This window comes from Streptomyces sp. NPDC000404, assembly GCF_040300365.1.
In the GTDB taxonomy this organism is placed as follows: Bacteria; Actinomycetota; Actinomycetes; order Streptomycetales; family Streptomycetaceae; genus Streptomyces; species Streptomyces ramulosus.
In genome coordinates, this window is sequence record NZ_JBEPDN010000004.1 from 57,676 (window position 1) to 80,534 (window position 22,859).

Annotated in this window: 21 protein-coding genes; 13 read left to right on the forward strand and 8 right to left on the reverse strand. The window is 73.9% G+C overall.

Going from position 1 to position 22,859, the window contains the following annotated elements:
• Positions 1-243: 243 nt before the first annotated feature.
• Positions 244-1,059 (reverse strand): SigB/SigF/SigG family RNA polymerase sigma factor, encoded by an 816-nt coding sequence (locus ABT345_RS08405; protein ID WP_345087427.1) that lies wholly within the window; start codon positions 1,057-1,059, stop codon positions 244-246.
• Between the two features lie 431 nt (positions 1,060-1,490).
• On the opposite strand from ABT345_RS08405, the gene ABT345_RS08410 reads away from it, so the two are divergent.
• A complete protein-coding gene (locus ABT345_RS08410) occupies positions 1,491-1,679 on the forward strand; it encodes a DUF6381 family protein (RefSeq protein WP_345087429.1) in 189 nt (62 codons plus the stop codon).
• Between the two features lie 205 nt (positions 1,680-1,884).
• Here ABT345_RS08410 and ABT345_RS08415 read toward each other — a convergent pair whose 3' ends face one another.
• Positions 1,885-2,700, reverse strand: a complete 816-nt coding sequence (locus ABT345_RS08415) for a VOC family protein (protein WP_345087431.1) — start codon at positions 2,698-2,700, stop codon at positions 1,885-1,887.
• 620 nt (positions 2,701-3,320) lie between these two features.
• Between ABT345_RS08415 and ABT345_RS08420 the strand changes: the two genes are divergently transcribed.
• The 4 genes from ABT345_RS08420 (at position 3,321) to ABT345_RS08435 (ending at position 5,671) form a co-directional block, all read left to right on the forward strand.
• Positions 3,321-3,863: a type 1 glutamine amidotransferase domain-containing protein gene (locus tag ABT345_RS08420; RefSeq protein WP_345087433.1), complete on the forward strand. Its 543-nt coding sequence runs from the start codon at positions 3,321-3,323 to the stop codon at positions 3,861-3,863.
• 165 nt (positions 3,864-4,028) lie between these two features.
• Positions 4,029-4,445 (forward strand): DUF2795 domain-containing protein, encoded by a 417-nt coding sequence (locus tag ABT345_RS08425; protein ID WP_345087435.1) that lies wholly within the window; start codon positions 4,029-4,031, stop codon positions 4,443-4,445.
• Between the two features lie 47 nt (positions 4,446-4,492).
• The gene (locus ABT345_RS08430) at positions 4,493-5,155 is read left to right on the forward strand and encodes a phosphoribosyltransferase (protein WP_345087437.1); all 663 of its coding nucleotides are present in this window, start codon (positions 4,493-4,495) and stop codon (positions 5,153-5,155) included.
• 45 nt (positions 5,156-5,200) lie between these two features.
• Complete coding sequence (locus ABT345_RS08435) at positions 5,201-5,671, forward strand: DUF5709 domain-containing protein (RefSeq protein WP_345087439.1); 471 nt, start codon at positions 5,201-5,203, stop codon at positions 5,669-5,671.
• An 80-nt stretch (positions 5,672-5,751) separates the two neighbouring features.
• On the opposite strand, the gene ABT345_RS08440 is transcribed toward ABT345_RS08435, so the two are convergent.
• A complete protein-coding gene (locus tag ABT345_RS08440; RefSeq protein ID WP_345087441.1) occupies positions 5,752-6,459 on the reverse strand; it encodes a DNA polymerase ligase N-terminal domain-containing protein in 708 nt (235 codons plus the stop codon).
• 305 nt (positions 6,460-6,764) lie between these two features.
• Here ABT345_RS08440 and ABT345_RS08445 point away from each other — a divergent pair, with 305 nt between their 5' ends.
• Complete coding sequence (locus ABT345_RS08445; RefSeq protein WP_345088139.1) at positions 6,765-7,529, forward strand: GNAT family N-acetyltransferase; 765 nt, start codon at positions 6,765-6,767, stop codon at positions 7,527-7,529.
• A 226-nt stretch (positions 7,530-7,755) separates the two neighbouring features.
• Here the strand turns inward: ABT345_RS08445 and ABT345_RS08450 are convergent, their stop codons facing one another.
• Positions 7,756-8,853: an NADH:flavin oxidoreductase/NADH oxidase gene (locus tag ABT345_RS08450; RefSeq protein WP_345087443.1), complete on the reverse strand. Its 1,098-nt coding sequence runs from the start codon at positions 8,851-8,853 to the stop codon at positions 7,756-7,758.
• Positions 8,854-9,181: 328 nt separating this feature from the next.
• Here ABT345_RS08450 and ABT345_RS08455 point away from each other — a divergent pair, with 328 nt between their 5' ends.
• Positions 9,182-9,760, forward strand: a complete 579-nt coding sequence (locus ABT345_RS08455) for a DUF4352 domain-containing protein (RefSeq protein WP_345087445.1) — start codon at positions 9,182-9,184, stop codon at positions 9,758-9,760.
• A gap of 211 nt (positions 9,761-9,971) precedes the next feature.
• The gene (locus tag ABT345_RS08460) at positions 9,972-11,057 is read left to right on the forward strand and encodes a WD40/YVTN/BNR-like repeat-containing protein (RefSeq protein ID WP_345087447.1); all 1,086 of its coding nucleotides are present in this window, start codon (positions 9,972-9,974) and stop codon (positions 11,055-11,057) included.
• A 68-nt stretch (positions 11,058-11,125) separates the two neighbouring features.
• On the opposite strand, the gene ABT345_RS08465 is transcribed toward ABT345_RS08460, so the two are convergent.
• Entirely contained in the window at positions 11,126-12,073 is a 948-nt protein-coding gene (locus ABT345_RS08465; RefSeq protein WP_345087449.1) for a sulfurtransferase, read from the reverse strand.
• A gap of 114 nt (positions 12,074-12,187) precedes the next feature.
• On the reverse strand, positions 12,188-12,865 hold the full coding sequence (locus ABT345_RS08470; RefSeq protein WP_345087451.1) for a uracil-DNA glycosylase: 678 nt from the start codon (positions 12,863-12,865) through the stop codon (positions 12,188-12,190).
• 229 nt (positions 12,866-13,094) lie between these two features.
• On the opposite strand from ABT345_RS08470, the gene ABT345_RS08475 reads away from it, so the two are divergent.
• From ABT345_RS08475 to ABT345_RS08485, 3 genes are all read left to right on the forward strand, one after another.
• Entirely contained in the window at positions 13,095-14,096 is a 1,002-nt protein-coding gene (locus ABT345_RS08475) for an LURP-one-related family protein (RefSeq protein ID WP_345087453.1), read from the forward strand.
• On the forward strand, positions 14,089-15,096 hold the full coding sequence (locus tag ABT345_RS08480) for an N-acetylglucosamine kinase (protein WP_345087455.1): 1,008 nt from the start codon (positions 14,089-14,091) through the stop codon (positions 15,094-15,096). The genes ABT345_RS08475 and ABT345_RS08480 overlap by 8 nt, the downstream gene beginning before the upstream one ends.
• Positions 15,097-15,256: 160 nt before the next feature.
• Positions 15,257-16,213: a sirohydrochlorin chelatase gene (locus ABT345_RS08485; protein ID WP_386458814.1), complete on the forward strand. Its 957-nt coding sequence runs from the start codon at positions 15,257-15,259 to the stop codon at positions 16,211-16,213.
• 259 nt (positions 16,214-16,472) lie between these two features.
• On the opposite strand, the gene ABT345_RS08490 is transcribed toward ABT345_RS08485, so the two are convergent.
• A complete protein-coding gene (locus tag ABT345_RS08490) occupies positions 16,473-17,534 on the reverse strand; it encodes a lactonase family protein (RefSeq protein ID WP_345087459.1) in 1,062 nt (353 codons plus the stop codon).
• 127 nt (positions 17,535-17,661) lie between these two features.
• Positions 17,662-19,170 (reverse strand): FUSC family protein, encoded by a 1,509-nt coding sequence (locus ABT345_RS08495; protein ID WP_345088143.1) that lies wholly within the window; start codon positions 19,168-19,170, stop codon positions 17,662-17,664.
• A gap of 530 nt (positions 19,171-19,700) precedes the next feature.
• On the opposite strand from ABT345_RS08495, the gene ABT345_RS08500 reads away from it, so the two are divergent.
• Together ABT345_RS08500 and ABT345_RS08505 are read left to right on the forward strand one after the other, a co-directional pair.
• Positions 19,701-21,497, forward strand: a complete 1,797-nt coding sequence (locus ABT345_RS08500; RefSeq protein WP_345087461.1) for a pectate lyase-like domain-containing protein — start codon at positions 19,701-19,703, stop codon at positions 21,495-21,497.
• A 107-nt stretch (positions 21,498-21,604) separates the two neighbouring features.
• Positions 21,605-22,822, forward strand: a complete 1,218-nt coding sequence (locus ABT345_RS08505) for a cytochrome P450 (protein WP_345087463.1) — start codon at positions 21,605-21,607, stop codon at positions 22,820-22,822.
• The last annotated feature ends 37 nt before the right edge of the window (positions 22,823-22,859 follow it).

A 22,859-nucleotide genomic window follows, 5' to 3' on the forward strand; every position in this document is an offset into this window, starting at 1 on the left:
TTCCTGCTGCGATGTGCTGCGAGTTGACGCGCGTTGCGGCGTCGATGAGGCGAACGCTACCGCCGCGTAAGGCGAATGGGCACGGGGTTCGAGCAAGGTCAGGGGTTGATCGGGGACATCCCTGAGCGATCACGGATGATCACACTGCGTTATTTCAGGGGGAATTCGGGCGTCCGGCGGGAACTCACCGTGACAGTCGGCGGCGGAACGTCACCGGGCCCCGCAGCGCACCTGGGCACACCGTCACGGCGTCGGCGCGAGGGCCTTCTCCCGTACGTAGGCGCAGGAGCGGCGCAGCAGCCGGGAGACGTGCATCTGGGAGACGCCGACCCGATCGGCGATCTCGCTCTGCGTCAGGCCGAGGTAGAACCGCAGGTAGAGGATGTGGCGTTCCCGTTCGGGAAGGGTGCGCAGGCCGATGGCGGCGGCCTCCCGGTCGTCGACCAGTCCGAGGGCCGGGTCTTCCTGGCCGAGGAGGTCACCGAGGGTCTGCTGGGTGTCCTCGCCGCCGAGGGGGCGTTCGAGCGAGAGCGCGGTGAAGGTCTTCTGGGCGTCGAGGCCGATGAGGACGTCTTCGTAGGGCATGCCGGTGTGTGCGGCGACGTCCTGAGGGGTGATGGTGGCGTGGCCGGGGCGGACGGAGAGTTCCAGGCGTGCCCGGTGGACCTGGGCACGCAGTTCCTGGGCGCGCCGTGGGACGTGGACGGCCCAGAGTTCGTCGCGGAAGTGGCGCTTGATCTCGCCGATGATGGTGGGGACGGCGAAGGCGCCGAAGGCGGTGCCGACGCCGGGGTCGAAACGGTCGATGGCTTTGAGCAAGCCGAGTGCGGCGACCTGGCGGAGGTCCTCGTCGCTTTCGCCACGGCCGCTGTAGCGCCGGGCGAGGCGGTGGGCCATCGGGAGCCATGCGCAGACGATCTCCTCGCGCAGCCGGGTGCGGGCGGGACCGTCCGGGAGGGCGGCGAGTCGGTGCAGGGCGGCGCGGGTGTCCGGGTCGAGTTGCGGCTTCCGGCGTCCGGTGGGCGCCTGGTGGGTGACGCGTCCGGTGTGGATTGCCATTCCCCTCACGCCTTCCGTTCCGTTCGGTGGGTCCGCGCCGCGGTCCGCGGGTGCGGGGTCCGCGGCGGGTGTTCCGGTCGGTGGCTGGTGTCCGCGGGGCCGTGGTGCGGCCGTGGGCTCCCGTTGCCCGGGCCGTGCGTTCGGGGCGTTTCGCCCGTTCCGCTGGGGCGCGGGACGTCTCCGCCCGTAGGCACGGCGCTTCTTCACTCGTCCGTGTGATGTCCCTTCCACTGTGCAGCAGGCGGGAGCGGGACGCGCGACAGCGTTCCGGGTGCGGGTGGCGGGAGGCTGCGGTGGCGGGACGCCGCCACGGGGCCGGGCGGTGACCGCGGGTGATTCTTCAAGGTGCCGATGGGGGCGGGCGCTGTTTCGCTGGGGGTGGAGGTTGCCGACCCGTGTTTCCGCGCGGACGGACCGTTCGAGGAGTGATCATGAGCGCAGACGAGGTGCGTGGCCGGATCCAGCAGATGCGGGAGAAGGCACAGCAGTTGGAGGACAAGGCGCAGCACACCCGCGACCCCGCCGAACGCGACCGGCTCAAGGAGAAGGCCCGGAAGCTGCAGAGCCGCAGCGAACAGGAGAGCGGTATGCGGAGCGGGGACATCCACCCGTCCCTGTGAGGCTGCCGCGGCGCGGGCCGCCCCTGCGATCCCCCCTGAGGGAGCCCCGCGTTCATCCCGGATCGGACCGTGCGGCCGTGCCCGCCCTGCGGAGGGGCGGGCACGGCCGTCCGCCGGGACAAGTCGTCGGTCGGGACGAGTCGTCTGCTACGAGTCGTCCGCCGGGCGGGCACACGGGTCGGGGCAGGGGCGCGGAAGGCGAGAATCAGTCGTTCTCAGGGGCGTCCGTGACCGTGAAGAGGGCGCCGTGGGGGTCGCAGATCATGGAGCGTCCGCCGGGGCGGCCGGTCTGGGGTGCCGGGGACATGACCGTCCCACCGGCGGCGACGGCTGCGGAGATGACGGACGGCAGGTCGCGTACCTGGAAGTGGACGTGCCACCGGGGGCGCAGATGCGGATCGGGGGCCTCCTCCACGCCGCCGCCCCGGAGCGTGGCGACGATGTGCTGATCCTGGCGGACGATGACCTGGTCGTCCTCGTAGGTGACGTCGCAGCCGCCGGGGCGCTGGGTGGCCCAGTCGAATATCTGGGCGTAGAAGATGGCGGCGGCGAAGGCGTCGCGGGTGCGGAGTTCCAGACAGGCGGGGCCGCCCTCGCGGCCGACCGCCCAGCGCACGGTCTGGCCCTCCCAGAAGCCGAAGACGGCGCCGTCGGGATCGGAGGCGAGCGCGGCCCGCCCGGTGCCGAATTCGAGGGGGCCGACGGCGACGGTGGCGCCGCGTTCGCGGACGCGGGCGGCGACGTCGTCGGCGCTGTCGACGGCGAAGTACGGGGTCCAGGCCGTGGTGCCGCGCAGGCGCTGGGTGAGCTGGGCGATTCCGGCGACGGGGCGGCCGTCGTCCAGGGCCACGCAGAACTCGTCGCCGAGGCTGCCCTGCCGGAACTTCCAGCCGAGGACCTCGGTGTAGAAGTCCTGGGTGGAGCGCAGATCGCGGGTCATCAGGTTGACCCAGCAGGGCGCGCCGTGGGCGGGAACCGCGCGCGTTGCGGCGGCGGATGCGCGGTGCTCAGCGGCCGACATGGTGGACATCTCCCTTTTGCGGACCACGCGGTGAGCACTCCGCCGGATCGGCGTGGTGCATTCGGAAACGGTGCGGCGTGCGGTGGGCGACCGTGGCCCGGATACGTGGCCGGGCGGCCTGTTCATTCCAGGGCGGGACCGCCCCTCTCCGACGGTACGCCTGCGCCGGGTGCCCGGCGCGCTCGCGCGGGCCGGGCGGGGCATCCGCCCCGTGAGCACCGGGGAGTCCGCCGCCGGGATGCGATCTCACCGCATCCGGAGTGCGATGGAGAGGGCCGGGGCGCGTACGGGTGACGGGGGCGCACGGGCCCGGCGCGGGCGCCCGGTCCGGCCTGGGCCGCGGCGCGGTTCGGCCGCCCTTTCCGTGATGCCGGCAGGCACCGCTTCCCGATTTTTCGGGGCCGCGCAAGGAAATACGCATCGCGTGTCCGGCCAAGGCGGGAATCCCGGGAAATGCATGTTCGAGAGAAATGTGCCTACGGGAGGAAGGTTTCCCGTCCGGGAGGACGGCGGGGCCACGGAAAGGGGAATCGGGGCAGGAAAAGTTCTCCCACGACGATTCGGGAAGATCTGACGTTCAGCAGCGTTTCCGGCGACATCGCGACGAGAGGGCGGACGACATGCAGATCGCGTTTCTGGTGGCCTCCGAGGGCGTGGAGCAGGTCGAGTTGACGGAGCCGTGGCAGGCGGTGGTGGATGCCGGCGCGGTGCCGCATCTGGTGTCGCCGTCGGGTGGGTCGGTACAGGCTTTCCATCATCTGGACAAGGCCGACTCGTTCACCGTGAATCGCACCTTGGACGAGGCGCGGGTGGAGGATTACGGCGCACTGGTGTTGCCGGGCGGGGTGGCGAATCCGGATGCGCTGCGGCTGGACGAACGGGCGGTCGCGTTCACCCGCGGATTCTTCGACGCCGGAAAGCCGGTGGCGGCGATCTGCCATGCGCCGTGGATGCTGATCGAAGCGGATGTGGTGCGCGGGCGCACCCTCACGTCCTGGCCGAGTCTGGCGACGGATATCCGTAACGCGGGCGGTTCCTGGGTCGATGAGCGGGTGAAGATCTGTACCAGCGGAAAGAATACTTTGGTCACCAGCCGTAAACCGGACGATCTGAAGGCGTTCTGCGCGACACTGGTCAATGAATTGGACGACGGCGGGCGGTGAGTTTCCCGGAAGGAAGCGCATGACGCGTTTTCTGCCCGCACGCCTTCCGCCTGCCGCCGAGGAAGGCGTGCGGGCGGTCGGAAAGGATTTCCGTTCAGGGGGCGGTTCCGGAGGGGTTCCGTTCCCCGTCGCCCGCCCCTTGTGCGGCGTCACCTGGAGGAAGGCATGGTCATGGAGCACGGTGCGGACAAGATCGGGCCCGCTCGGGACGAGATGATGAAAAAGGAGCTGCGGGCGGAGATGACGGCCGACCGGTCGTTGCGCGCCGCGGAGGACCGCGAACTCCAGCCCGCGGGTGAGGATCAGCCGGAGGTGGCACAGGCGCCCGACAGCGTATTCCGCGGGGGGACGCCGCGGGGTATGAGCGAGGAGGACGTCGGTATCCGGTCGGAAATCGCTCGGCATCTCGGGCGGAGCATTTATCCGGCGGACAAGCCGTCGGTGCTCGACAAGCTGCGCCGGGACAACGCTCCGGACCGTTTGGTGTCCCTCGCCGAAAAGCTGCCGTCCGAGGGCACGTATCCGAATGTGCAGAGCATCGCGGAATCCCTCGGCCTCGGCACGGAAAGGCATCGGGGCTGAGCGTGGCCGGCTCGGATGAGGCGCCGGGCGCGTGGGAAGGGCGGGGCATGCGGTATTTCGACCGGCGGCATGCCGGGGAGGCATTGGCGACGCGCTGTCTGGCACTGGTGCGCACCGGCGCCCTCACCGACCCTTTGGTGGTGGCGTTGCCGCGGGGCGGTGTTCCGGTGGCGGCGGTGGTGGCGCGGGCGCTGGGGGCGCCGCTGGAGGTGCTGGTGGCGCGGAAGATCGGGATGCCGGGACGGCCCGAGGTCGGGGTGGGGGCGCTGGTCGGCGAGGATCCTCCGGTGTTCGACGAGGACGCGCTGGCGGCGCTCGGGCTGACCGCCGAGCGGTTGGCCGAGGACGTGGCGCGGGAGCGCGCCGAGCTGCGCCGCAGGCAGGAGGTGTACCGGGCGGGCCGTCCGCCGCTCGGGGCGGACGAGGTGGCGGGCCGGTCGGTGCTGCTGGTCGACGACGGGCTGGCCACGGGGGTGACGGCGCGCGCCGCGCTGCGGTATCTGCGGCGGCTGGAGCCGGCGCGTCTGGTGCTGGCGGTGCCGGTCGGTGACGCCGCTGCGGCTGCGGCGCTGCGCGAGGAGGCGGACGATGTGGAGTGTGTCCACCAGCCGCGGAATTTCCGCGGTGTGGGCGAGTGGTATCTCGATTTCGAACAGGTGCAGGATGCGGAAGTCCTCAGTATTCTGCGGGGATCCGGCACCGGAGTATGAGAAAGCAGGGTGAGAAACCCTCGCATCCGGAGAAGGAGAGCGGACATGCCCGACAATGCGATGGGGGACGAGGTCTATCAGCCGTCCGCTTCCGATCCGCAGGACAATCCCGATGACCTGGATATGGAGGACGCTCTCGGCGAGCCGGATCTCGACCAGATCCTGGACGAGGGATATTCACCGCCCGAGCGTCCGCTCGCGGTCAATCGCGGCACCACGGCGCGGGAGCAGTTCGAGGGCGAATCCCTGGAGCAACGGCTTTCGGAAGAGGTCCCCGAGGTGTGGGCCCCGGACGGGGACGGCATCGGTGACCAGGTGGACGGCGACGGGGAGCCGGTGGACGACCAGGTCGGCGGGGAGCGCGCCGGGCGGCTGATGACCGCCGAGGAGGGGTTTCCGCGGCACCGTAACGACGTCGTCGCACACGATGTCGGGATCGACGGCGGGGCGGCGTCCGCCGAGGAGGCCGCGGTGCACCTGTGCCCGGAGAGCGGCGAGGAGGCCCCGGCGGGGTGAGGGGCGGACCGCCGCGCCCCGGGCGTTGACGGCGCCCGCCGGCCCCGGAAGCGCCTTCAGATCGACGGGCCGGCGGCAGCTCAGGAGGTGCGCGGCGGGTCGTCCCGGGCGTCCGCGGCCACCTGCCCGAGGGTGCGGCCGCTGCGTACGGAGCGGGCGCGCAGCGGATCGGGGGCGCCGTGGGCGGCCGCGCGGTCGTCGTTCTCCTTGACCAGCAGCCAGGATTCGCGGTCGCCCGCCTCCTCACCGGTGCGGAATCGGATGAGGGCGTAGCCGCCGTGCAATTTGGCGCCGTCGAGCCAGAAGGAGGCGTGGCCCCCCTCCAGCGCCTCGGCGAAACTTCCTGCGCCCTCGCGGCGCTTGCCCGGAAGGGGCCGGTAGGTGCCCTGGTCCCAGACGATGACGGTGCCCGCTCCGTACTCACCGCGGGCGATGACGCCCTCGAACTCCCGGTAGTCCAGCGGATGGTCCTCGGTGGGGACCGCGAGACGCTTGTCGCGCGGGTCGGCGGACGGTCCCTTGGGCACGGACCACGATTTCAGCACGCCGTCGACCTCCAGCCGGAAGTCGAAGTGCATCCGGCGGGCGTCATGGATCTGCACGACGAAGCAGGGCGCCTCCCCCGGGACGCCCGGTTCGCCGCGTGGCTCCCCGGTGCGGTCGAAGTGCCGTTTGCCCCGGTAGTCGGCGAGCCGGTAGTCCTCCCCCGGGCCGGCGCCACCCGCCACGGAGGGGGCGGACGAAGCGTCCCGGCCGCCCCCGTCGTGCGTCGCGTCATCGCCGTTCATGTCCGTCCCTCCGCCGCTGTGCCACACCGGCGCGTTCACGGGGCTCCACGCCCCGCACGCCCATGTTTGCGCCCCTCGGAGGGTGCGGCCACCGCAGCGCGTACGGGTCCGCGCAGCGGCTGGACGATCGTGGGTGCCGAAGACCGCGGCGGACGGCGGGCGGCGCCGGAAGCCTCCCCAATACGCTGGTCGCCGGCGTGACGCCGTCGGCGGGCGATCCAAAATCACGTGCGGCCTTCGCCTGCCCGTGCTGGGATTCCGCTGTGCATGCTCATTTCCCCGAGGACGCCGACCTGACCGACCGGATGGAACGGAATCTGGCGGAACACGCCTGCCATCTGCATCGCCACATGACCGGTGCAGCCGTCACAGAGACCGGTGACCTCCTGGTCGCCGACAGCGGCCTGGCCGACGACACGTTCAACATCGTTGCCGCAGCCCGCTTCACCGCCGCCACCGCGTCGGCACGGATCACCGAGACGGCTCGGACGCCGGCGCGCACCGGCCGCCCCTTCTCCTGGTGGGTGGGACCCGCCTCGACACCACCGGACCTCACCGCCCGCCTGACGGCCGCCGGCCTTCCCGCGTCCGAACACGAGACGGCCATGTGGGCCGAGCTGGACGACACCCTGCCGCCGCCCGCCGCCCCGGGACTGGACATCCGAACGGTGGCCACACCCGGACAGCTCGCCGACTACGCCGCGGTTCTCGCGGCGAACTGGGACCCGCCCGCCGACACCGTCCGCCGCTTCTTCGCCCGGGCCGCCCCGCAGGCGCTGGCCGCGCACTGCCCGGCCCGGTACCTGGTGGGCTATGTGGCGGGCCGGCCGGTCTGCTCGGCCGAAGTGTTCTCCCACTCGGGACTTGCCGGGATCTACAACATCTGCACCCTGGCCGCCCACCGCCGGCAGGGCTACGGAGGCGCCATCACGCTCGCCGCACTCCGCACGGCCCGCGACCGGCACCACCGCATCGCGGTCCTCCAGGCATCCACCGACGGCGAGCCCGTCTACCGCCGCCTGGGCTTCCGCAGCTGTGGCCGGTTCACCGAACACACCCTGGCCCCCTGAACCGCCTGAATTCCGCCGCCCCGCCGCCCGCTTTTCCCGACGGCGCCGGTCACAGCCCGTCGTTCCCCCACCGGCAGACCGGCCACCGGCCCGGACGCCGATCCGGGCTTCGCGCACACCGCCGCCGGCCTGCGCCGCCCCACGGCCCCGGGCCGTCCGGCAGGCAAGCCCGCACCCGCCGGCCGGGTCCGCCCCGGTATCCGGCGGGTACGCGGACCTCCGGTCGTCAGACCGCCCGGTGGTACTGGACCGGTGCGGCCACCTCGCCGCCGAGTTCGCGCGCCGCGTGCCGCGCGAAGTACGGGTCGCGCAGCAGCTCGCGGCCGATCAGCACGGCGTCCGCCTGCTGGTTCTCGATGATCTTCGTCGCCTGGTCCGCGCCGGTGATCTCCCCGACGGCGCCCACGGGAAGCCCGGCCTCGGCCCGGACCCGCTCGGCGAACGGCACCTGGTACCCGGGGCCGGTGGGGATACGCGCCCTGGGGGCGTTGCCGCCGGTGGACACGTCCAGCAGGTCGACGCCGTGCGCCTTCAGGTCGGCGGCGAAGCGCACGGTGTCGTCGGCGGTCCAGCCCTCGCGGGCGTCCTGCGGGTTCTCGGTCAGCCAGTCGGTCGCGGAGATGCGGAAGAAGAGGGGCAGTTCCTCGGGCCAGACCGCCCGTACCGCGTCGACGACCTCGCGCGCGAAACGCGTGCGGTTCTCGAAGGAGCCGCCGTATTCGTCGGTGCGGTGGTTGGTGTGCGGGGAGAGGAACTCGCCGATCAGATAGCCGTGGGCGCCGTGGATCTCCACGACCTCGAAGCCGGCGTCCCGGGCCCGCCGGGCGGCCGCGGCGAAGTCCCGGACCACCTGCTGGATCCCCTCGGCCGTCAGCTCGTCCGGCACCGGGTGGCCCTCGTCGAACGGCAGCGGGCTGGGCGCGACCGGCTGCCAGCCGTCGGCGTCCGGTCCGACGGGCGCGCCGCCGCGCCACGGTGCGTCCGTCGACGCCTTGCGGCCGGCGTGCCCGAGCTGCACACCGGGCACCGTGCCCTGCTCCTTGAGGAAGGAGGTGATCCGCCGGAACGCCGCCGTCTGCCGGTCGTTCCACAGGCCCAGGTCCCCGGCGCTGATCCGGCCCTCCGGGGAGACGGCGGTGGCCTCGACCACGATCAGTCCGGTGCCACCGGTGGCGCGGGCGCCGTAGTGCGCGAGGTGCCAGTCCCCCGGAACACCGGCCTCCGGGCCCGAGCCCTCGGCGCTGTACTGGCACATCGGGGACATCCAGATCCGGTTGGGGATGGTCAACGACCGAAGCCGGAAGGGCTCGAAGAGGGCACTCACAGAGGACTCCGTTCACGCGGGCAGCCGTCTCGGCCGCACTCAGTACGACGACAGCCACCGTAATACGGAGATCATCGAATTACGACAGCTCTCGTACAAACTCCGGGGCACCCGCCGCCCGACGCCCCGTCCCGCCCGCCGACCGATGTCCGGCGCCGCGCCCTCACCCCTGTCACCGCAGCCGTCCGGCCAGGTCACGGCGGTCGTACGACGGCGGGTGGAGGCCGTGCCCCGGGCCGGCGTCCCCACGTGATCACCGTCACCCGCATGCCGTAATCTGACGCTCGATCGCGGGCAGGTAGGCCCGCCGAGAACGTCGGGGTACGCCATGCGCCCATCCATCCGTGTCGCCACGCTCCTCGCGGGAGCCCTCCTCACCGCCGGCCTGACGACGGCCTGTTCGTCCTCGGGTGACGACTCCAAGGCGCCCGCCGCGGCGGGGAGTTCGCCCCAGGCACCGAGCGGCGACGCCGCCGGGAAGTCCGGGAAGACCCCGATCACCATCGGCGACTTCGGGACGTATCGGACCGCCGGCGGCGCCTCGGGCGCGCGGACGACGATGTCGGTCACCTTCAAGGACCTCCGGGCGGTCCAGGCTTCGGAGATCAAGGCCACCAAGCCGCCGCAGCACCAGTACGTCGTCCTCACCTTCACCGTGAAGAACACCGGTGACAAGGAGGGCGCCTTCCACCCGCAGCAGCTGAAGTGGACCGACGGCGAGAGCCCCGAGCGGGCCGTCGCCACCACCGAGAAGTCCGGGTCCGGGCAGAACCTCGACACGACGTTCCGCCCGGGGCAGAGCGCCACCGGCGATGTCGTCCTGGACATCCCCGGCGCGGGCGGCACCCTCCGCTACTACGACGGCTCCGGCCCCGTCTCCCTCTCCTTCGAGCTGCCGGCGGACTGACCCCGGACCGGCCAGGGCCCGCACGGCCCGGCCGGCGGCGCGCCGTACCGGATCCCGGTGCGGCGCGCCGCCGCGCGCGCGGGGGGGGCCCGGCCCGTTGGGCCCGACGGGCCGTGTGACCTGGGGCGTTGGCGTGCCGGAACGCCGTTGTCAGTGGTCGGGTGCAGACTGGCGGCATCTGAGACAACGGCGTCGCGGAGGTGTTCCGGTCATGACCGATGTGCTGCTCGCAGTGGGCACACGCAAAGGGCTTTTCGTCGGCCGCAGGCGGCACGGCGCGTGGGAGCTGAGCGGCCCCCACTTCCCCGCACAGGCGGTGTATTCCATCGGGATCGACACCCGCGGGGAGACCCCGCGGCTGCTGGCCGGCGCCGACAGCGCGCACTGGGGCCCGTCCGTCTTCCACTCCGACGACCTCGGGAAGACCTGGCGCGAGCCGGCCAGACCCGCGGTCAAGTACCCGGAGTACACCGGCACTTCCCTGGAGCGGGTGTGGCAGCTGCATCCGGCCGGGCCCGCCGCGCCCGATGTGGTCTACGCCGGTACGGAGCCGGGCGGGCTGTTCCGCTCCGAGGACCGCGGCGAGACGTTCGAGATGGTCAGAGCGTTGTGGGAGCATCCGAGCCGGGAGCGGTGGATGCCCGGTGGCGGCGGTCTCGCGGTGCACACCGTGATCACCGATCCGCGCGACGCGGAGGCGGTGACGGTCGCGGTCTCGGCCGCCGGGGTGTTCCGCAGCACCGACGGCGGCGCCCACTGGGAGCCGTCGAACACCGGCGTCAAGGTGTCGTTCCTGCCCGAGGAGTACCCCGAGTTCGGCCAGTGCGTCCACAAGATCGCGCAGGACGCCGTGGACCGCGACCGGCTCTACCTGCAGAACCACTGGGGCGTCTACCGCAGCGACGACGCGGGCGCCCGGTGGACGGACATCGGCGCGGGGCTCCCCACCGACTTCGGCTTCGCGGTCGCCGCCCACCCGCACCGCGCCGACACCGCCTATCTGTTCCCCATCACCGCCGACGTGGACCGCGTCCCGGCCGACCACCGGTGCCGGGTCTTCCGCACCTCCGACGCCGGTGCGTCCTGGGAGCCGCTCTCCCACGGCCTGCCGGCGGAGGACCACTACGGCACGGTGCTCCGCGACGCCCTCTGCGTGGACGACACCGACCCCGCCGGCGTCTACTTCGGCAACCGCAACGGCGAGGTCTACGCCAGCGCCGACGACGGCGAGAGCTGGCAGCAGCTCGCCTCCCATCTGCCGGACGTGCTGTGCGTACGGGCCTCCGCGGTGGCCTGAGCGCGCGGGCGCCCCGGCGCCGGGGGCGCCCGGTGCCGGAGCCCCTTGCGGCAGGGCCCCGCGCGGGGTCACGGTGCCGGGCGCTCCTGCGCCGGTCCGCCGGCGGGTGCCGCGCCCGGCTCCTCGCCGGTCACCACCGGCAGCGCCGAGGGCAGCCCCCATTCGCTCCAGGAACCGTCGTACACGGCCAGGTCGCGGTGGCCCGCCAGGTACGCGCCCAGCGCCAGCACACAGGCGGTGACGCCCGATCCGCAGCTGAAGTACAGCCGCTGTCCGTGGTCCGCCGCTGCGCGGAACACCTCCGTCAGCTCGTTCACCGGCCGCATCAGGCCGTCGCGCCGGAGGTCGCCGAAGGGGAGGTTCACGGCGCCCGGCATATGGCCGCCGCGCAGACCCGGGCGGGGCTCGGGAGCGGTCCCCGCGTACCGTCCGCGGGTGCGGGCGTCGAACACCACCGCCGCCGGGTCGGACAGCGCCGCCAGCACCTCGGCGCTGCCGGCGAACAGGCCCGCCCGGGGCCGCGCGGTGAAGGAGCCGCGGGGGCCGTCGTAGGCGGCGGGCCGCGGCTCCACCGGCAGCCCCGCGTCGCGCCAGGCGGGCAGTCCGCCGTCCAGGACGGCGGCGCGGTCGAAGCCCATGGCGCGCAGCATCCACCAGGCACGGGCGGCGGAGTGGAGCCCGGCGGCGTCGTAGACGACCACGGTGTCCTCGTCGTCGAGGCCGAGAGCGCGGACGGCGGCGGTGAACGCGTCCGCGCCGGGCAGGGTGTGGGGCACCGGGACGGAGTGGTCGGACAGCTCGCCGTCGAGGTCGAACGGCCGGGCCCCGGGAAGGCGTTCGGCCGCGCCCCGGTGGGCGCCGACGGAGGCGTCCAGCAGCACCAGCCGCTCCGCGCCGAGCCGCGGCGCGAGCCAGCCGGTGTCCACCAGCGGGGAGGGCGGGCACAGCTCCGCCGGACCGGACGGCCGCTCCGGCGGATGTCCGAGGGCCGGGTCCGGAACGGAACGCGTGCTCATGCGGTGCCTCCCTGCGCCGGCAGGCCGCCTTGGGGCCTGCGTACGGGCGTCAGTCTGCCGCCCGCACCGCACGCCCGGCCGCGGAGGGGTGCATGCGCCGCGCGGGCGCTCAGCTCACGGGAGCCGCCAGTCCACCGGCTCGGCGCCCTGGCGGATGAGGAGGTCGTTGGTGCGGCTGAAGGGCCGCGAGCCGAAGAAGCCGCGGTCGGCGGACATCGGCGAGGGGTGGGCCGACTCGATCGCCGGATAGGCGTCGAGGAAGGGGCGGAGGTTGCGGGCGTCGCGGCCCCACAACACCGGCACCAGCGGCTTGCCGCGTGCGGCGAGGGCACGGATGGCCTGCTCGGTGACCTCCTCCCAGCCCTTGCCGCGGTGCGCGCCGGGCTTGCGGGGCGCGGTGGTCAGCGCCCTGTTGAGCAGCAGGACGCCCTGGCGGGTCCACGGGGTCAGATCGCCGTTGGAGGGGCGGGGCAGGCCGAGGTCGGAGTGGAGTTCACGGAAGATGTTCTCCAGGCTCCCCGGCAGCCGCTGCACCTCCGGCGCGACCGCGAAGCTCAGCCCGATGGCCATGCCCGGCGTCGGATAGGGGTCCTGACCGACGATCAGCACCCGTACGTCGTCGAAGGGCTGCTGAAAGGCGCGCAGGACGTTGGCGCCCGCGGGCAGATAGGTCCGGCCGGCGGCGATCTCCTGACGGAGGAAGTCGCCCATCGCGGCGATCCGTCCGGCGACGGGGCGCAGCGCCTCCGCCCAGCCGGGTTCCACAAGTTCGTTCAAGGGTCGTGCTGCCACAAAACCTCACCCTACCGGCCCAACGCCCTTGCCCCGTTCCGTGCGGAGCGGGCTCGGCCGCCGCAGGCGGGGCGCCCGGGCGCGATCGGTCGCCGGAGGCACCCGTCCGCGGGGCCGGACCGGTCCGCCGCGCCGCCGGTCCGGCGGTGTCCGCACCGGTCCGGACGGACGGTGCACCGGGTCCGCGGTCGGGGCCCGCCGGTGCGGCGGCGGCCGGTACTGTGCCGCCATGACACATGCGAACATCCCTGCGGGCTGGTATGCGGACCCGCAGGGGACTCCCCACCAACTGCGCTGGTGGGATGGCGCCCGCTGGACCGAGCACACGCACGCCGCAGCCCCGCAGCAGCCGCAGGGCCAGGCTCCGGCCCAGCAGGCCCCCCAGCAGCACCGGCAGCAGGCACCTCAGCAGCAGGTTCCGCACCAGGCGCCCCCGCAGCAGCCGCAGGCGGCTCCGGGCGGGGCCGGTGCGCCCCAGCCGATGGCCGCCGGGCCCGGAGCGCCGTACGGGGCGCAGCAGGCCCCCTACGGGCAGCCCGGATTTCCCCCTGCCGGGGGAACGCCCGGCAACCCCGACGCCGCGCGTCAGGTCCAGCAGCAGGCGGGCATCGCCCCGACGGGTCCCGGTGGCGGCACGCTGTTCACCGAGCCGGTGCTGGTGGTCAACCAGAAGGCGAAGCTGATCGAGGTCACCAACGAGTACGGCGTCTTCGACCAGAACGGCAACACCCTCGGCACGGTCGTCCAGGTCGGGCAGAGCACCGCGAAGAAGGTGCTGCGGGTGGTGTCCAGCCTGGACCAGTACATGACGCACAAGCTGGAGATCCGCGACGCGTACGGGCAGCCGCAGCTGGTGCTGACGCGGCCGGCGAAGTTCATCAAGTCGAAGGTGCTGGTGGCGCGTCCGGACGGGCAGCCGGTCGGCGAGATCGTCCAGCAGAACGCCATCGGCAAGATCAACTTCGGGATGATGGTCAACGGCCGGCAGATCGGCGCCATCAAGGCCGAGAACTGGCGGGCCTGGAACTTCGCCATCGTCGACCACACCGACACCGAGGTCGCCCGGATCACCAAGACGTGGGAGGGCCTGGCGAAGACGATGTTCACCACGGCCGACAACTACGTGCTGCAGATCCACCGGCAGCTGCCCGATCCCCTGCTGAGCCTCGTCGTCGCCACGGCGCTGACCGTCGACACCGCGCTCAAGCAGGACTCCCGCGGCCTTGGCTGAGCCCTCGCACCCGGCGGGTCCGGCCGTCCTGGGCGTCGACTCGGGCGGCTCGGGGCTGCGCCTCGCCGTCGCACCGGCCGCCGCACCGCACGCCCGGCCGGAGACCACGTATGCGTCGGACACCCCGGTGCGCACCGGGGAGCGCGGTATCGACGCGCACCATCTGCTGGCGCAACTGCTACCCGCCGCCGAGACGTTGCGGCAGGCGGCGGGGGCGTCGGGCTTCGCGGCGGTCTGTGTCGGCGCCGCCGGGATGGCGACGCTCGGGCAGGAGCTGCGGAGCGTGCTGCCGCAGGCGCTGGCCGAGGCGTTCGGGGTGCGGCGTCTGGCGCTGGCCGCGGACGCGGTGACCGGGTACGCGGGCGCGCTGGGGCAGCGGCCGGGCGTCGTCGTCGCGGCCGGTACGGGCCTGGTCGCGCTGGGCGCGGACCCCGCGTCCGGGGACGGCTGGCGGCGGGCGGACGGCTGGGGTCATCTGCTCGGCGACTGCGGGAGCGGGGCGTGGATCGGCCGGGCCGGGCTGGAGGCCGCGCTGCGGGCGCACGACGGGCGGCCGGGCGGCTCCCCGGCGCTGCTGCGCGCCGCCGAGGAGCGGTTCGGGCCGGCCGGCGGCCTGCCGGGGCAGCTGTACCCGCGGGCGGACCGGCCCGCGGTGCTGGCGTCGTTCGCGCCGTGCGTGGCGCGCGAGGCGGCCGGCGACCCGGTCGCGGCGGGCATCGTGCGCGAGGCCGCGGAGCACATCGCGGACACGGCGGCGGCCGCCTGCCCGCCCGGGACGGGCCGGACCGTCGCGCTGACCGGCGGGCTGTTCCGGCTGGGCGAGGTGCTGCGGGCGCCGGTGCGGGCCCGGCTGGCGGCCCGGCTGCCGGGCGCGGTGTGCGCGGAGCCGGAGGGCGGCCCGCTCGACGGGGCGCTGCGCCTCGCCGCCGCGCTGGCCGCCGATGCGGTGCGGCTGCCGGTGGACGGCACGCTGCTGCGGATCGTCCGGCACGGGGGATGAGCGGCGCGCCCCGGCGGCGGTCGCGGAGGGAAGGATTCCGCTCCGGACGCGCACACCCCCCGGACAACCACCGTGACGCGCGGGATAAATCGGGACGGATACCTCCCGACCGAACCCTCCCCCGGCAGCGTGTCGGTACGAGGCGTTAGCATGCGGCGCCATGAGTTCCCCCACTGGGCCCGCACCTGGCTCGCCCCGCTTTGACGACGATTCTCCGAGCTCGGCGCCCGGCCTGCCCGTACGAATGCCGCGTCCCCGGCAGTCCGGCCGACACCGCAAGCCGGATCCGGTCGCCGCACCCGAGGGCGCACCCGCCCTGGTGCTGGCCGTGCCCGGCACCCCCACTCCCGCCGCCCGTTCCCTGGCGGAGGAGGTCTGCAGCATCGCCCGTTCCGAGCTGCCCGGCCTCGACGCCCGGATCGGTTACGTGGACGGCGACGGCGCGGACTTCCCGGCGCTGGACGCGGTGCTGGCGCAGGCCGGCGCCGAGCACAAGGCACGTGCCGCGCAGGGCGACGGCGCCGCCGGTCCCGCCGCGGTGGTCGTGCCGCTGCTGGCCGGTCCCGACAGCTCGCTGCTGCGGCGGATACGCCAGGCGATGATGAACAGCGGTTCCGGCGCCGAGCTGACGGACGTCCTGGGCCCGCACCCGCTGCTCGCCGAGGCGCTGCACGTACGGCTGTCCGAGGCGGGCCTGGCCCGCGCCGACCGTGCCCGGCTGTTCACCGTCGCCACGGCGGCGGACGGCATCATCCTGGCCACGGTGGGCGGCGAGGAGGCCGTGCAGGCCGCGGGGATCACCGGCATGCTGCTGTCGGCCCGGCTGGCGGTGCCGGTGCTGGCCGCCGCGCTGGACGAGGACGGGGCGATCTCGCGCACCGCGGAGCAGCTGCGGACGTCCGGTTCGCAGCAGCTGGCGCTCGCGCCGTACCTGATCGGCCCGGAGATCTCCGACGGGCTGCTGGGGGCGGCCGCGGCCGAGGCGGGTTGCGCGTCGGCGGAGGCGCTGGGCGCCTACGGCGCGGTCGGCCGTCTGGTGCTGTCGAACTACGCCGCGAAGGTGGGCATCACGCTGCGGCCCGCCGCCGGGGGCCCGCAGTACGCACCGGCTCGCTGAGCCACGTCACCGGGCGTCGCCCGGTCCGCGCAAGGGCCGTTCCGCTTCGTGCGGGGCGGCCCTTCGCGCCGTTCGGGGCCGGGCGCGGGCGGGGAGGTGTTCGTCCGGTACGCGTACGCGCCGGTGGGCGGCGGGCACCACCGCGATGTCGCCGTGCTGACCGTGCGGGACGGGCGGATCGCCGGGACGCAGGTGTACTTCGGCGGCGGCTTTCCGCCGGGCCGAGCACGGGCCCGGCGGTATCCCTGCGGGTCGGCCCTCAGGCGAAGACGACGCAGGAGGCCGCGGGCGCGGGCATCGAGCCGGTGCGGGTGGGGATGCCGGTGGCGTGGTCGACGGTGAACCAGGTGATGTCGCCGGAGCGTTCGTTGGCGGCGTAGAGGAACCGGCCGGTGGGGTGCATCGCGAGGTCACGGGGCCAGCTGCCGCCGCAGGGGACGCTGGTGACGGGGGCCAGCTCCGCGCCGGAGGCGTCGAGGGCGTGGACGCAGATGCGGTCGCGGCCGCGGACCGCGGTCCACAGGAACCGGCCGTCCGGGGAGACGACCGCGGTGGACGGGTGGCAGGGGTCGGCCCCCGGGTCGCCGGGCTGGTCGCCGTCCATGAACAGCGGGGTCTCCCCCAGAGGTGTCAGGGTGCCGTGTTCGGCGTCCCAGCGGCAGCGGGTGAGCGCCGGGGCGAGTTCGTTGACGACGTAGACGTGGCCGCCGCCCGGGTGGAAGGCGAGGTGGCGGGGGCCGCTGCCGGGGCGGAGCCGGACCTCGTCGCGGATCTGCGTCATGCCGGTGACGGGGTCGAGGCTGCAGCTGCGGACCGAGTCGGTGCCGAGGTCGGCGGAGAGCAGCCGGGTGCCGCCGGGCGCGGCGTACACGGAGTGGGCGTGCGGGGTCCGCTGGCGCTCCGGGTCCGGGCCGCTGCCGTGGTGGGCGAGGACGGCGGCGGGTCCGCCGAGGGTCCCGTCGGGCCCGATGGGGAGGGCGCTGACGCTGCCGGAGGTGTAGTTGGCGGTGACGAGGTGGCCGGCGGCCAGGGTGAGGTGGGTGGGGCTCGCGCCGCCCACCGGGACGGGCGGGGCGAGCAGTTCCGGGCCGTCGGGGGTGAGGGTGAAGGCGGCGGCCGCGCCGTGCTCGATCTCGCTGACCGCGTAGAGGCGCCTGCGGTCGCGGCCGGGGGCGAGGAAGGACGGGTTGGCGACCTCCGCGGTGGTGTGCAGCGGGGTGAGCGCGCCGGTCTCCGGGTCGAGGGCGGCGGTGGTGATGCCCGCGCCGCCCGCCTGCGTGAACGATCCGATGTAGGCCCGCAGGCCCTGCTCCGTGGTCACCGCTGTGCCGCCTCTCGTCCGGTCGCCCGCCGCCCCCGCGCGGGGCGGGGCACGGCGACGCTAACAGCAGGGGCGGCGGCGGGCGCGGGATTGCGGCGCGGGGGCGCGGACCGTACGGCCGGTGGGGTCAGACCCCCGTGAGCGGGGCGCGCGGCGGGCTGGCCAGCGGGGCGGCGAGGGCGGCGAGCTTCTGTTCCAGGGCGTGCAGGTGGACGAGCGGGCCGTCACCGGCGGCGGGCGGGGCGGGCGCGGGCACCGGCGCGGCGTGGCGGGCGGTCAGCGCCTCGACGGCGGCCTCGACGCGGCGCCAGGCGTCGGCGAGGCGGGCGTCGTGCCCGGCGCCGGTCCGCTCGGCCGGGGCGAGCGCCGCGAGGGCGGCGACGTCGTGGGCGCAGGCGTCGAGCAGGGCGAGGACCTGACGGGCGCGGGCCTTGCGGTGGCGGAGCGGGTTGAGGGGGTGCACCAGCGGCGCGAGGGAGAGGCGGACCTTGCCGAGGAGGGCCTCCAGCTCACCGGTCCGGCCGGCCGGATCCGCGTCGGCGGCGCCGCCGAGGCGGGCGACGGCCTGCGCGGTGGCCTCGTGGACGCAGCGGACGGCGCGGCCGATCCAGGCGTTGGTGGTGGCGTGGGTGGTGACGGGCAGGACGAGGACGACGGCCACGGCGGTGGTGAGGGCGCCGACGCCGGTCTCGGCGAACCGCAGCGTGAGCAGCCCGGGGTGCAGCACGCCGAGCAGGCCGTAGAGCAGTCCGGCCATGACGGTCACGAAGAACATCATGGACGTGTACGACAGCGGCGCGGTGTAGAAGAGGCCGAAGACGCAGCCGGCGACGAGGACGGCGGTGGGCAGGGGGGCGCCGTGCAGCGGTACGGCGAGGACGAAGGCGGCGGCGATGCCGGTGACGGTGCCCAGCACCCGGCGGAAGCCGCGGACCAGGGTCTCGCCGCAGGACGCGGTGTTCACGAAGATCCACCAGACGGTGGCGACGGCCCAGTACCAGCGCTCGGCGGAGACGGCCTGGCCGACGGCGAGGGCGGCGGCGCAGGCCACGGTCGCCTGGACGGCCTGCCGGGTGGTGGCGCGGGCCAGCCCGCGGCCGGGCGGCGGCGGGGCGGGCGCGGGGGCCGGCCGCAGGCGCCGTTCGTAGCACCAGGCGCCGAACCGGACCGCGGCGGCCACGGCGACGGCGATGAGCACCGCCGCGGTGAGCCGCGGCAGCTGGTGCGGCTCGGCGTGCAGGAACTGCGCCATGAAGAACATCATGAACGCGAAGACCCCGAGGGCGTGGCCGCGCGGGCCCCAGCGGCGCGCGTACACCCCGGCGCCGACGACGGCGAGGAAGGCGGCGTCGCGCACGAGGGGATGCCCGTGCAGCCCCGCCGCGAGGGCGAGAACGGGCAGGCCGACGGCGGGCAGCAGCGCGGTCGTGCCGGCCTGGCCGCGGACCGTGGGGTCGGCGACGGTGAAGAGCACCAGCAGTGCGGCGAGTCCCCCGGCGATGGCCCCGGTGAGGGTGTGGACGGCCAGGCCGCAGACGGCGGTCGCCAGGCCGATTCCGAGTACCGCCCGGGTGGCGGCGCGCAGCCGCAGCCGCCCCGGGTCCGGGACCCACACCTTCCTCATCAGCAGCGTCATCCTCTTCAGCACCGCTTCCTCTCCGTACGCCTCGGTTGCGCGGGCGCGGCCGGGCGGCCGTGCGCGCATGAAAAAGGCGCCGCGGAGTTCCGCAGCGCCATCGACACGTCCATCTCAGCATCCCACCGCCCAGTGGTTCAATAGATGCCGGGTTTGCTGGGCCATTGGTACAGTCAGAAGAGGAATATTTGGTTCCGGAGGGGGCCAACGGCCAGGTCGGCGGGCCGGGTGGCTGCGGAGCCCGTACCGGGCGGGAAACGGGCCCCGCAGCCACCCGAACGGGCACGGCGGCCCCGCCCCGCACCCCGTCGCCGCCGCCGACATCTCCTGAACACGGCCCGACGGAACACCGGCCCGTCCGAGCCCGCCGCGTTTTCCTCTTCCCGCAGGCCGGTCGCGAGATGACCGGAATGGGAACACCCGCTCCGGGCAGGAGGGTTGACGGTCCGTCCACACACCATGACGATGCTGCGGGCAACAGAGCGCTCCCTTGCACCTCATGTGTTCACTCCTTGAATCAGGAGGGCTTCATGCCCACTCCCCCCACGCCTGAGCGAGCCCCCGGCCCCCGGCGCCGCGCCGTGCTGGCGACGATGGCCGCCGCGCTGCCGCTGGCCGGTCTGCCGTCCGCCGCCTGCGCCGTCACGCCTGCGGCCGACTCCCGCGACGCGGCCGGTCCGCTGCCCGGCGGCGGCGATCTCGGCGAGAACGTCATCGTCTTCGACCCGGCCACACCAGGCATCCAGGGCCGGCTGGACGAGATCTTCCGCAAGCAGGAGAAGGCGCAGTTCGGCACCGGCCGCTACGCGCTCTTCTTCAAGCCGGGCAGCTACGACGGGCTCAACGCCCAACTCGGCTTCTACACGTCGATCGCGGGCCTGGGCCTGTCGCCCGACGACACCACGATCAACGGCGATGTCACCGTCGACGCGGGCTGGTTCGACGGCAACGCCACCCAGAACTTCTGGCGTTCGGCGGAGAACCTCGCGCTGAAGCCGGTGAGCGGCACCAACCGGTGGGCGGTCGCGCAGGCGGCGCCGTTCCGGCGGATGCACGTCAAGGGCGGGCTCAACCTCGCGCCCGACGGGGACGGCTGGGCCAGCGGCGGCTACCTCGCCGACTGCCGCATCGACGGCACCGTCGAACCGCGCTCGCAGCAGCAGTGGTACACCCGCGACAGCGCGCTCGGCGGCTGGCAGGGCGCGGTGTGGAACATGGTGTTCTCCGGCGTCGAGGGCGCCCCGGCGCAGAGCTTCCCCGACCCGCCGTTCACCACGCTCGACCGCACCCCGATCTCCCGCGAGAAGCCGTTCCTGTACCTCGACGGCGACGCGTACAAGGTGTTCGTCCCCGAGAAGCGGACCGACGCACGCGGCACCAGCTGGGGCAACGGCACGCCGCGGGGCACCTCGCTGCCGCTCGACCGGTTCTACGTGGCGAAGCCGGACGCGGATGCCGCGACCCTCAACGCCGCCCTGGACCAGGGGCTCCATCTGCTGCTGACGCCCGGCGTCTACCACCTCGACGAGACCGTCGAGGTCAAGCGCCCCGACACCGTCGTGCTCGGTCTGGGCTACGCCACGCTCATACCCCGAAAGGGCGTGACGGCGCTGAGGGTCGCCGACGTCGACGGGGTGCGGCTCGCCGGATTCCTGCTCGACGCCGGGCCGGAGAACTCCCCCACGCTGCTGGAGGTCGGCCCCGAGGGCGCGTCGAAGGACCACGCGGCGAACCCGACGACGGTGCAGGACGTGTTCGTCCGCGTCGGCGGCGCCGGCCCCGGCAAGGTGACCTGCGCGATCGTGATCAACAGCAACGACACCGTCATCGACCACACCTGGGTGTGGCGCGCCGACCACGGCGAGGGCGTGGGCTGGGACGTCAACGGCGCGGACTACGGCGTCCGCGTCAACGGCGACGGGGTGCTGGCGACCGGTCTGTTCGTCGAGCACTTCCGCAAGTACGACGTCCACTGGCGCGGCGAGCGGGGCCGCACGGTCTTCTTCCAGAACGAGAAGGCGTACGACGCGCCGAACCAGGCGGCGGTCCAGGACGGCGACACCAAGGGCTTCGCCGCGTACCTCGTCGACGGCGAGGTCACCACGCACGAGGGCTGGGGTCTGGGCAGCTACTGCTTCTACAACGTGGATCCGTCGATCCGGCAGGACCACGGGTTCGCGGTGCCGGATGCGCCGGGCGTGAAGCTGCACGGGCTGCTGGTGGTGTCGCTGGGCGGCAAGGGCCAGTACGAGCACGTCGTGAACGGCACCGGCGCGCCGACGTCGGGTGAGGCGACGGTGCCGTCCACGGTGGTCTCCTACCCCTGAGCCGGGGCCGGGCGCGCGGCGGGCGGACCTCTGGACGGGCGGGATGCGGTGCCTTAACTTCCCGCGAGGAAGCATCAATTCCGTTCAGGGAAACCGAGGTTGAGCCCGTGACGACCGTTCCGCCGCCGCCCGACATCCTCTCTCCGGAGTTCGCGGCCGACCCCTACCCGGCCTACCGCGTCCTGCGCGACCACCATCCGCTCCACCACCACCCGGGTACGGACAGCTATCTCCTCTCCCGGTACGAGGACGTGGCGCGGGCGTTCAAGGATCCGGTGTTCACCAGCGACAACTACGGCTGGCAGCTGGAGCCGGTGCACGGCGGGCGGACCCTGCCGCAGATGAGCGGCTCCGAACACGCCGTGCGCCGGGCCCTGGTGGCGCCGTCCTTCCGGGGGCGAGCGCTGCGGGAGCGGTTCCAGCCGGTGATCGAGCGGAACAGCCGCGAGCTCATCGACGCGTTCCGGGATGCCGGTGAGGCGGATCTGGTGGCGCAGTTCGCCACCCGGCTGCCGGTGAACGTCATCGTCGACATGCTGGGGCTGGACCGCGCCGACCACGACCTCTTCCACGGCTGGTACGTCGCGGTCGTCGGCTTCCTCGCCAATCTCACGCAGGACCCGGAGGTCGCCGCCGCGGGAATCGCGGCCCGCGACGGGCTCGCGGACCATCTGCGGCCGATCATCCGGCGGCGGCGTACGTCGCCGGGTGACGATCTGCTGTCGGAGCTGTGTGCGGCGGAGGTCGAGGGGACGCGGATGAGCGACCGGGACATCACCGCGTTCGTCAGTCTGCTGCTGTCGGCGGGCGGTGAGACGACGGACAAGGCGATCGCCCTGGTCATCCGCAATCTGCTGGCCCACCCCGGGCAGCTGGCGGCGGTGCGCGCCGACCGGAGCCTGGTGCCGGCGGCGTTGACCGAGACGCTGCGGTACTCCCCGCCGGTCCAGATGATCATGCGGCAGCCGTCGGCGGACGTCACGGTCGGGGGCGGCACGATCCCGGCGGGGGCGACCGCCACCCTGCTGATCGGCAGCGCCCACCGCGACGAGCGGCGCTACGCCGACCCCGATGTCTTCGATGTCTCGCGCGGCGACCTGCAGACCACCACGGCGTTCACCGCCGCCGCCGACCATGTGGCGTTCGCGCTCGGGCGGCACTTCTGCGTGGGGGCGCTGCTGGCGAAGGCGGAGGTGGAGACCGGGATCAATCAACTCCTCGACGCCTTCGGGGAGCTGGACTTCGCGGACGGCGCCCCGCCGCAGGAGGCCGGGGTCTTCAGCCGCGGCCCGGCCGACCTGCGGGTGCGCCTCGGGGCCGGGTGAGCCCGGCGGCGCGGGGCGGCCCGCCGGACGGCCACGG

Coding starts and splice junctions, on each gene's coding strand:
- ABT345_RS08405 (WP_345087427.1), bottom strand. CDS start 1,059: ATGGCAATCCACACCGGACGCGTCACCCACCAGGCGCCCACCGGACGC.
- ABT345_RS08410 (WP_345087429.1), top strand. CDS start 1,491: ATGAGCGCAGACGAGGTGCGTGGCCGGATCCAGCAGATGCGGGAGAAG.
- ABT345_RS08415 (WP_345087431.1), bottom strand. CDS start 2,700: ATGTCGGCCGCTGAGCACCGCGCATCCGCCGCCGCAACGCGCGCGGTT.
- ABT345_RS08420 (WP_345087433.1), top strand. CDS start 3,321: ATGCAGATCGCGTTTCTGGTGGCCTCCGAGGGCGTGGAGCAGGTCGAG.
- ABT345_RS08425 (WP_345087435.1), top strand. CDS start 4,029: ATGGTCATGGAGCACGGTGCGGACAAGATCGGGCCCGCTCGGGACGAG.
- ABT345_RS08430 (WP_345087437.1), top strand. CDS start 4,493: ATGCGGTATTTCGACCGGCGGCATGCCGGGGAGGCATTGGCGACGCGC.
- ABT345_RS08435 (WP_345087439.1), top strand. CDS start 5,201: ATGCCCGACAATGCGATGGGGGACGAGGTCTATCAGCCGTCCGCTTCC.
- ABT345_RS08440 (WP_345087441.1), bottom strand. CDS start 6,459: ATGAACGGCGATGACGCGACGCACGACGGGGGCGGCCGGGACGCTTCG.
- ABT345_RS08445 (WP_345088139.1), top strand. CDS start 6,765: ATGGAACGGAATCTGGCGGAACACGCCTGCCATCTGCATCGCCACATG.
- ABT345_RS08455 (WP_345087445.1), top strand. CDS start 9,182: ATGCGCCCATCCATCCGTGTCGCCACGCTCCTCGCGGGAGCCCTCCTC.
- ABT345_RS08460 (WP_345087447.1), top strand. CDS start 9,972: ATGACCGATGTGCTGCTCGCAGTGGGCACACGCAAAGGGCTTTTCGTC.
- ABT345_RS08465 (WP_345087449.1), bottom strand. CDS start 12,073: ATGAGCACGCGTTCCGTTCCGGACCCGGCCCTCGGACATCCGCCGGAG.
- ABT345_RS08475 (WP_345087453.1), top strand. CDS start 13,095: ATGACACATGCGAACATCCCTGCGGGCTGGTATGCGGACCCGCAGGGG.
- ABT345_RS08485 (WP_386458814.1), top strand. CDS start 15,257: ATGAGTTCCCCCACTGGGCCCGCACCTGGCTCGCCCCGCTTTGACGAC.
- ABT345_RS08495 (WP_345088143.1), bottom strand. CDS start 19,170: ATGACGCTGCTGATGAGGAAGGTGTGGGTCCCGGACCCGGGGCGGCTG.
- ABT345_RS08500 (WP_345087461.1), top strand. CDS start 19,701: ATGCCCACTCCCCCCACGCCTGAGCGAGCCCCCGGCCCCCGGCGCCGC.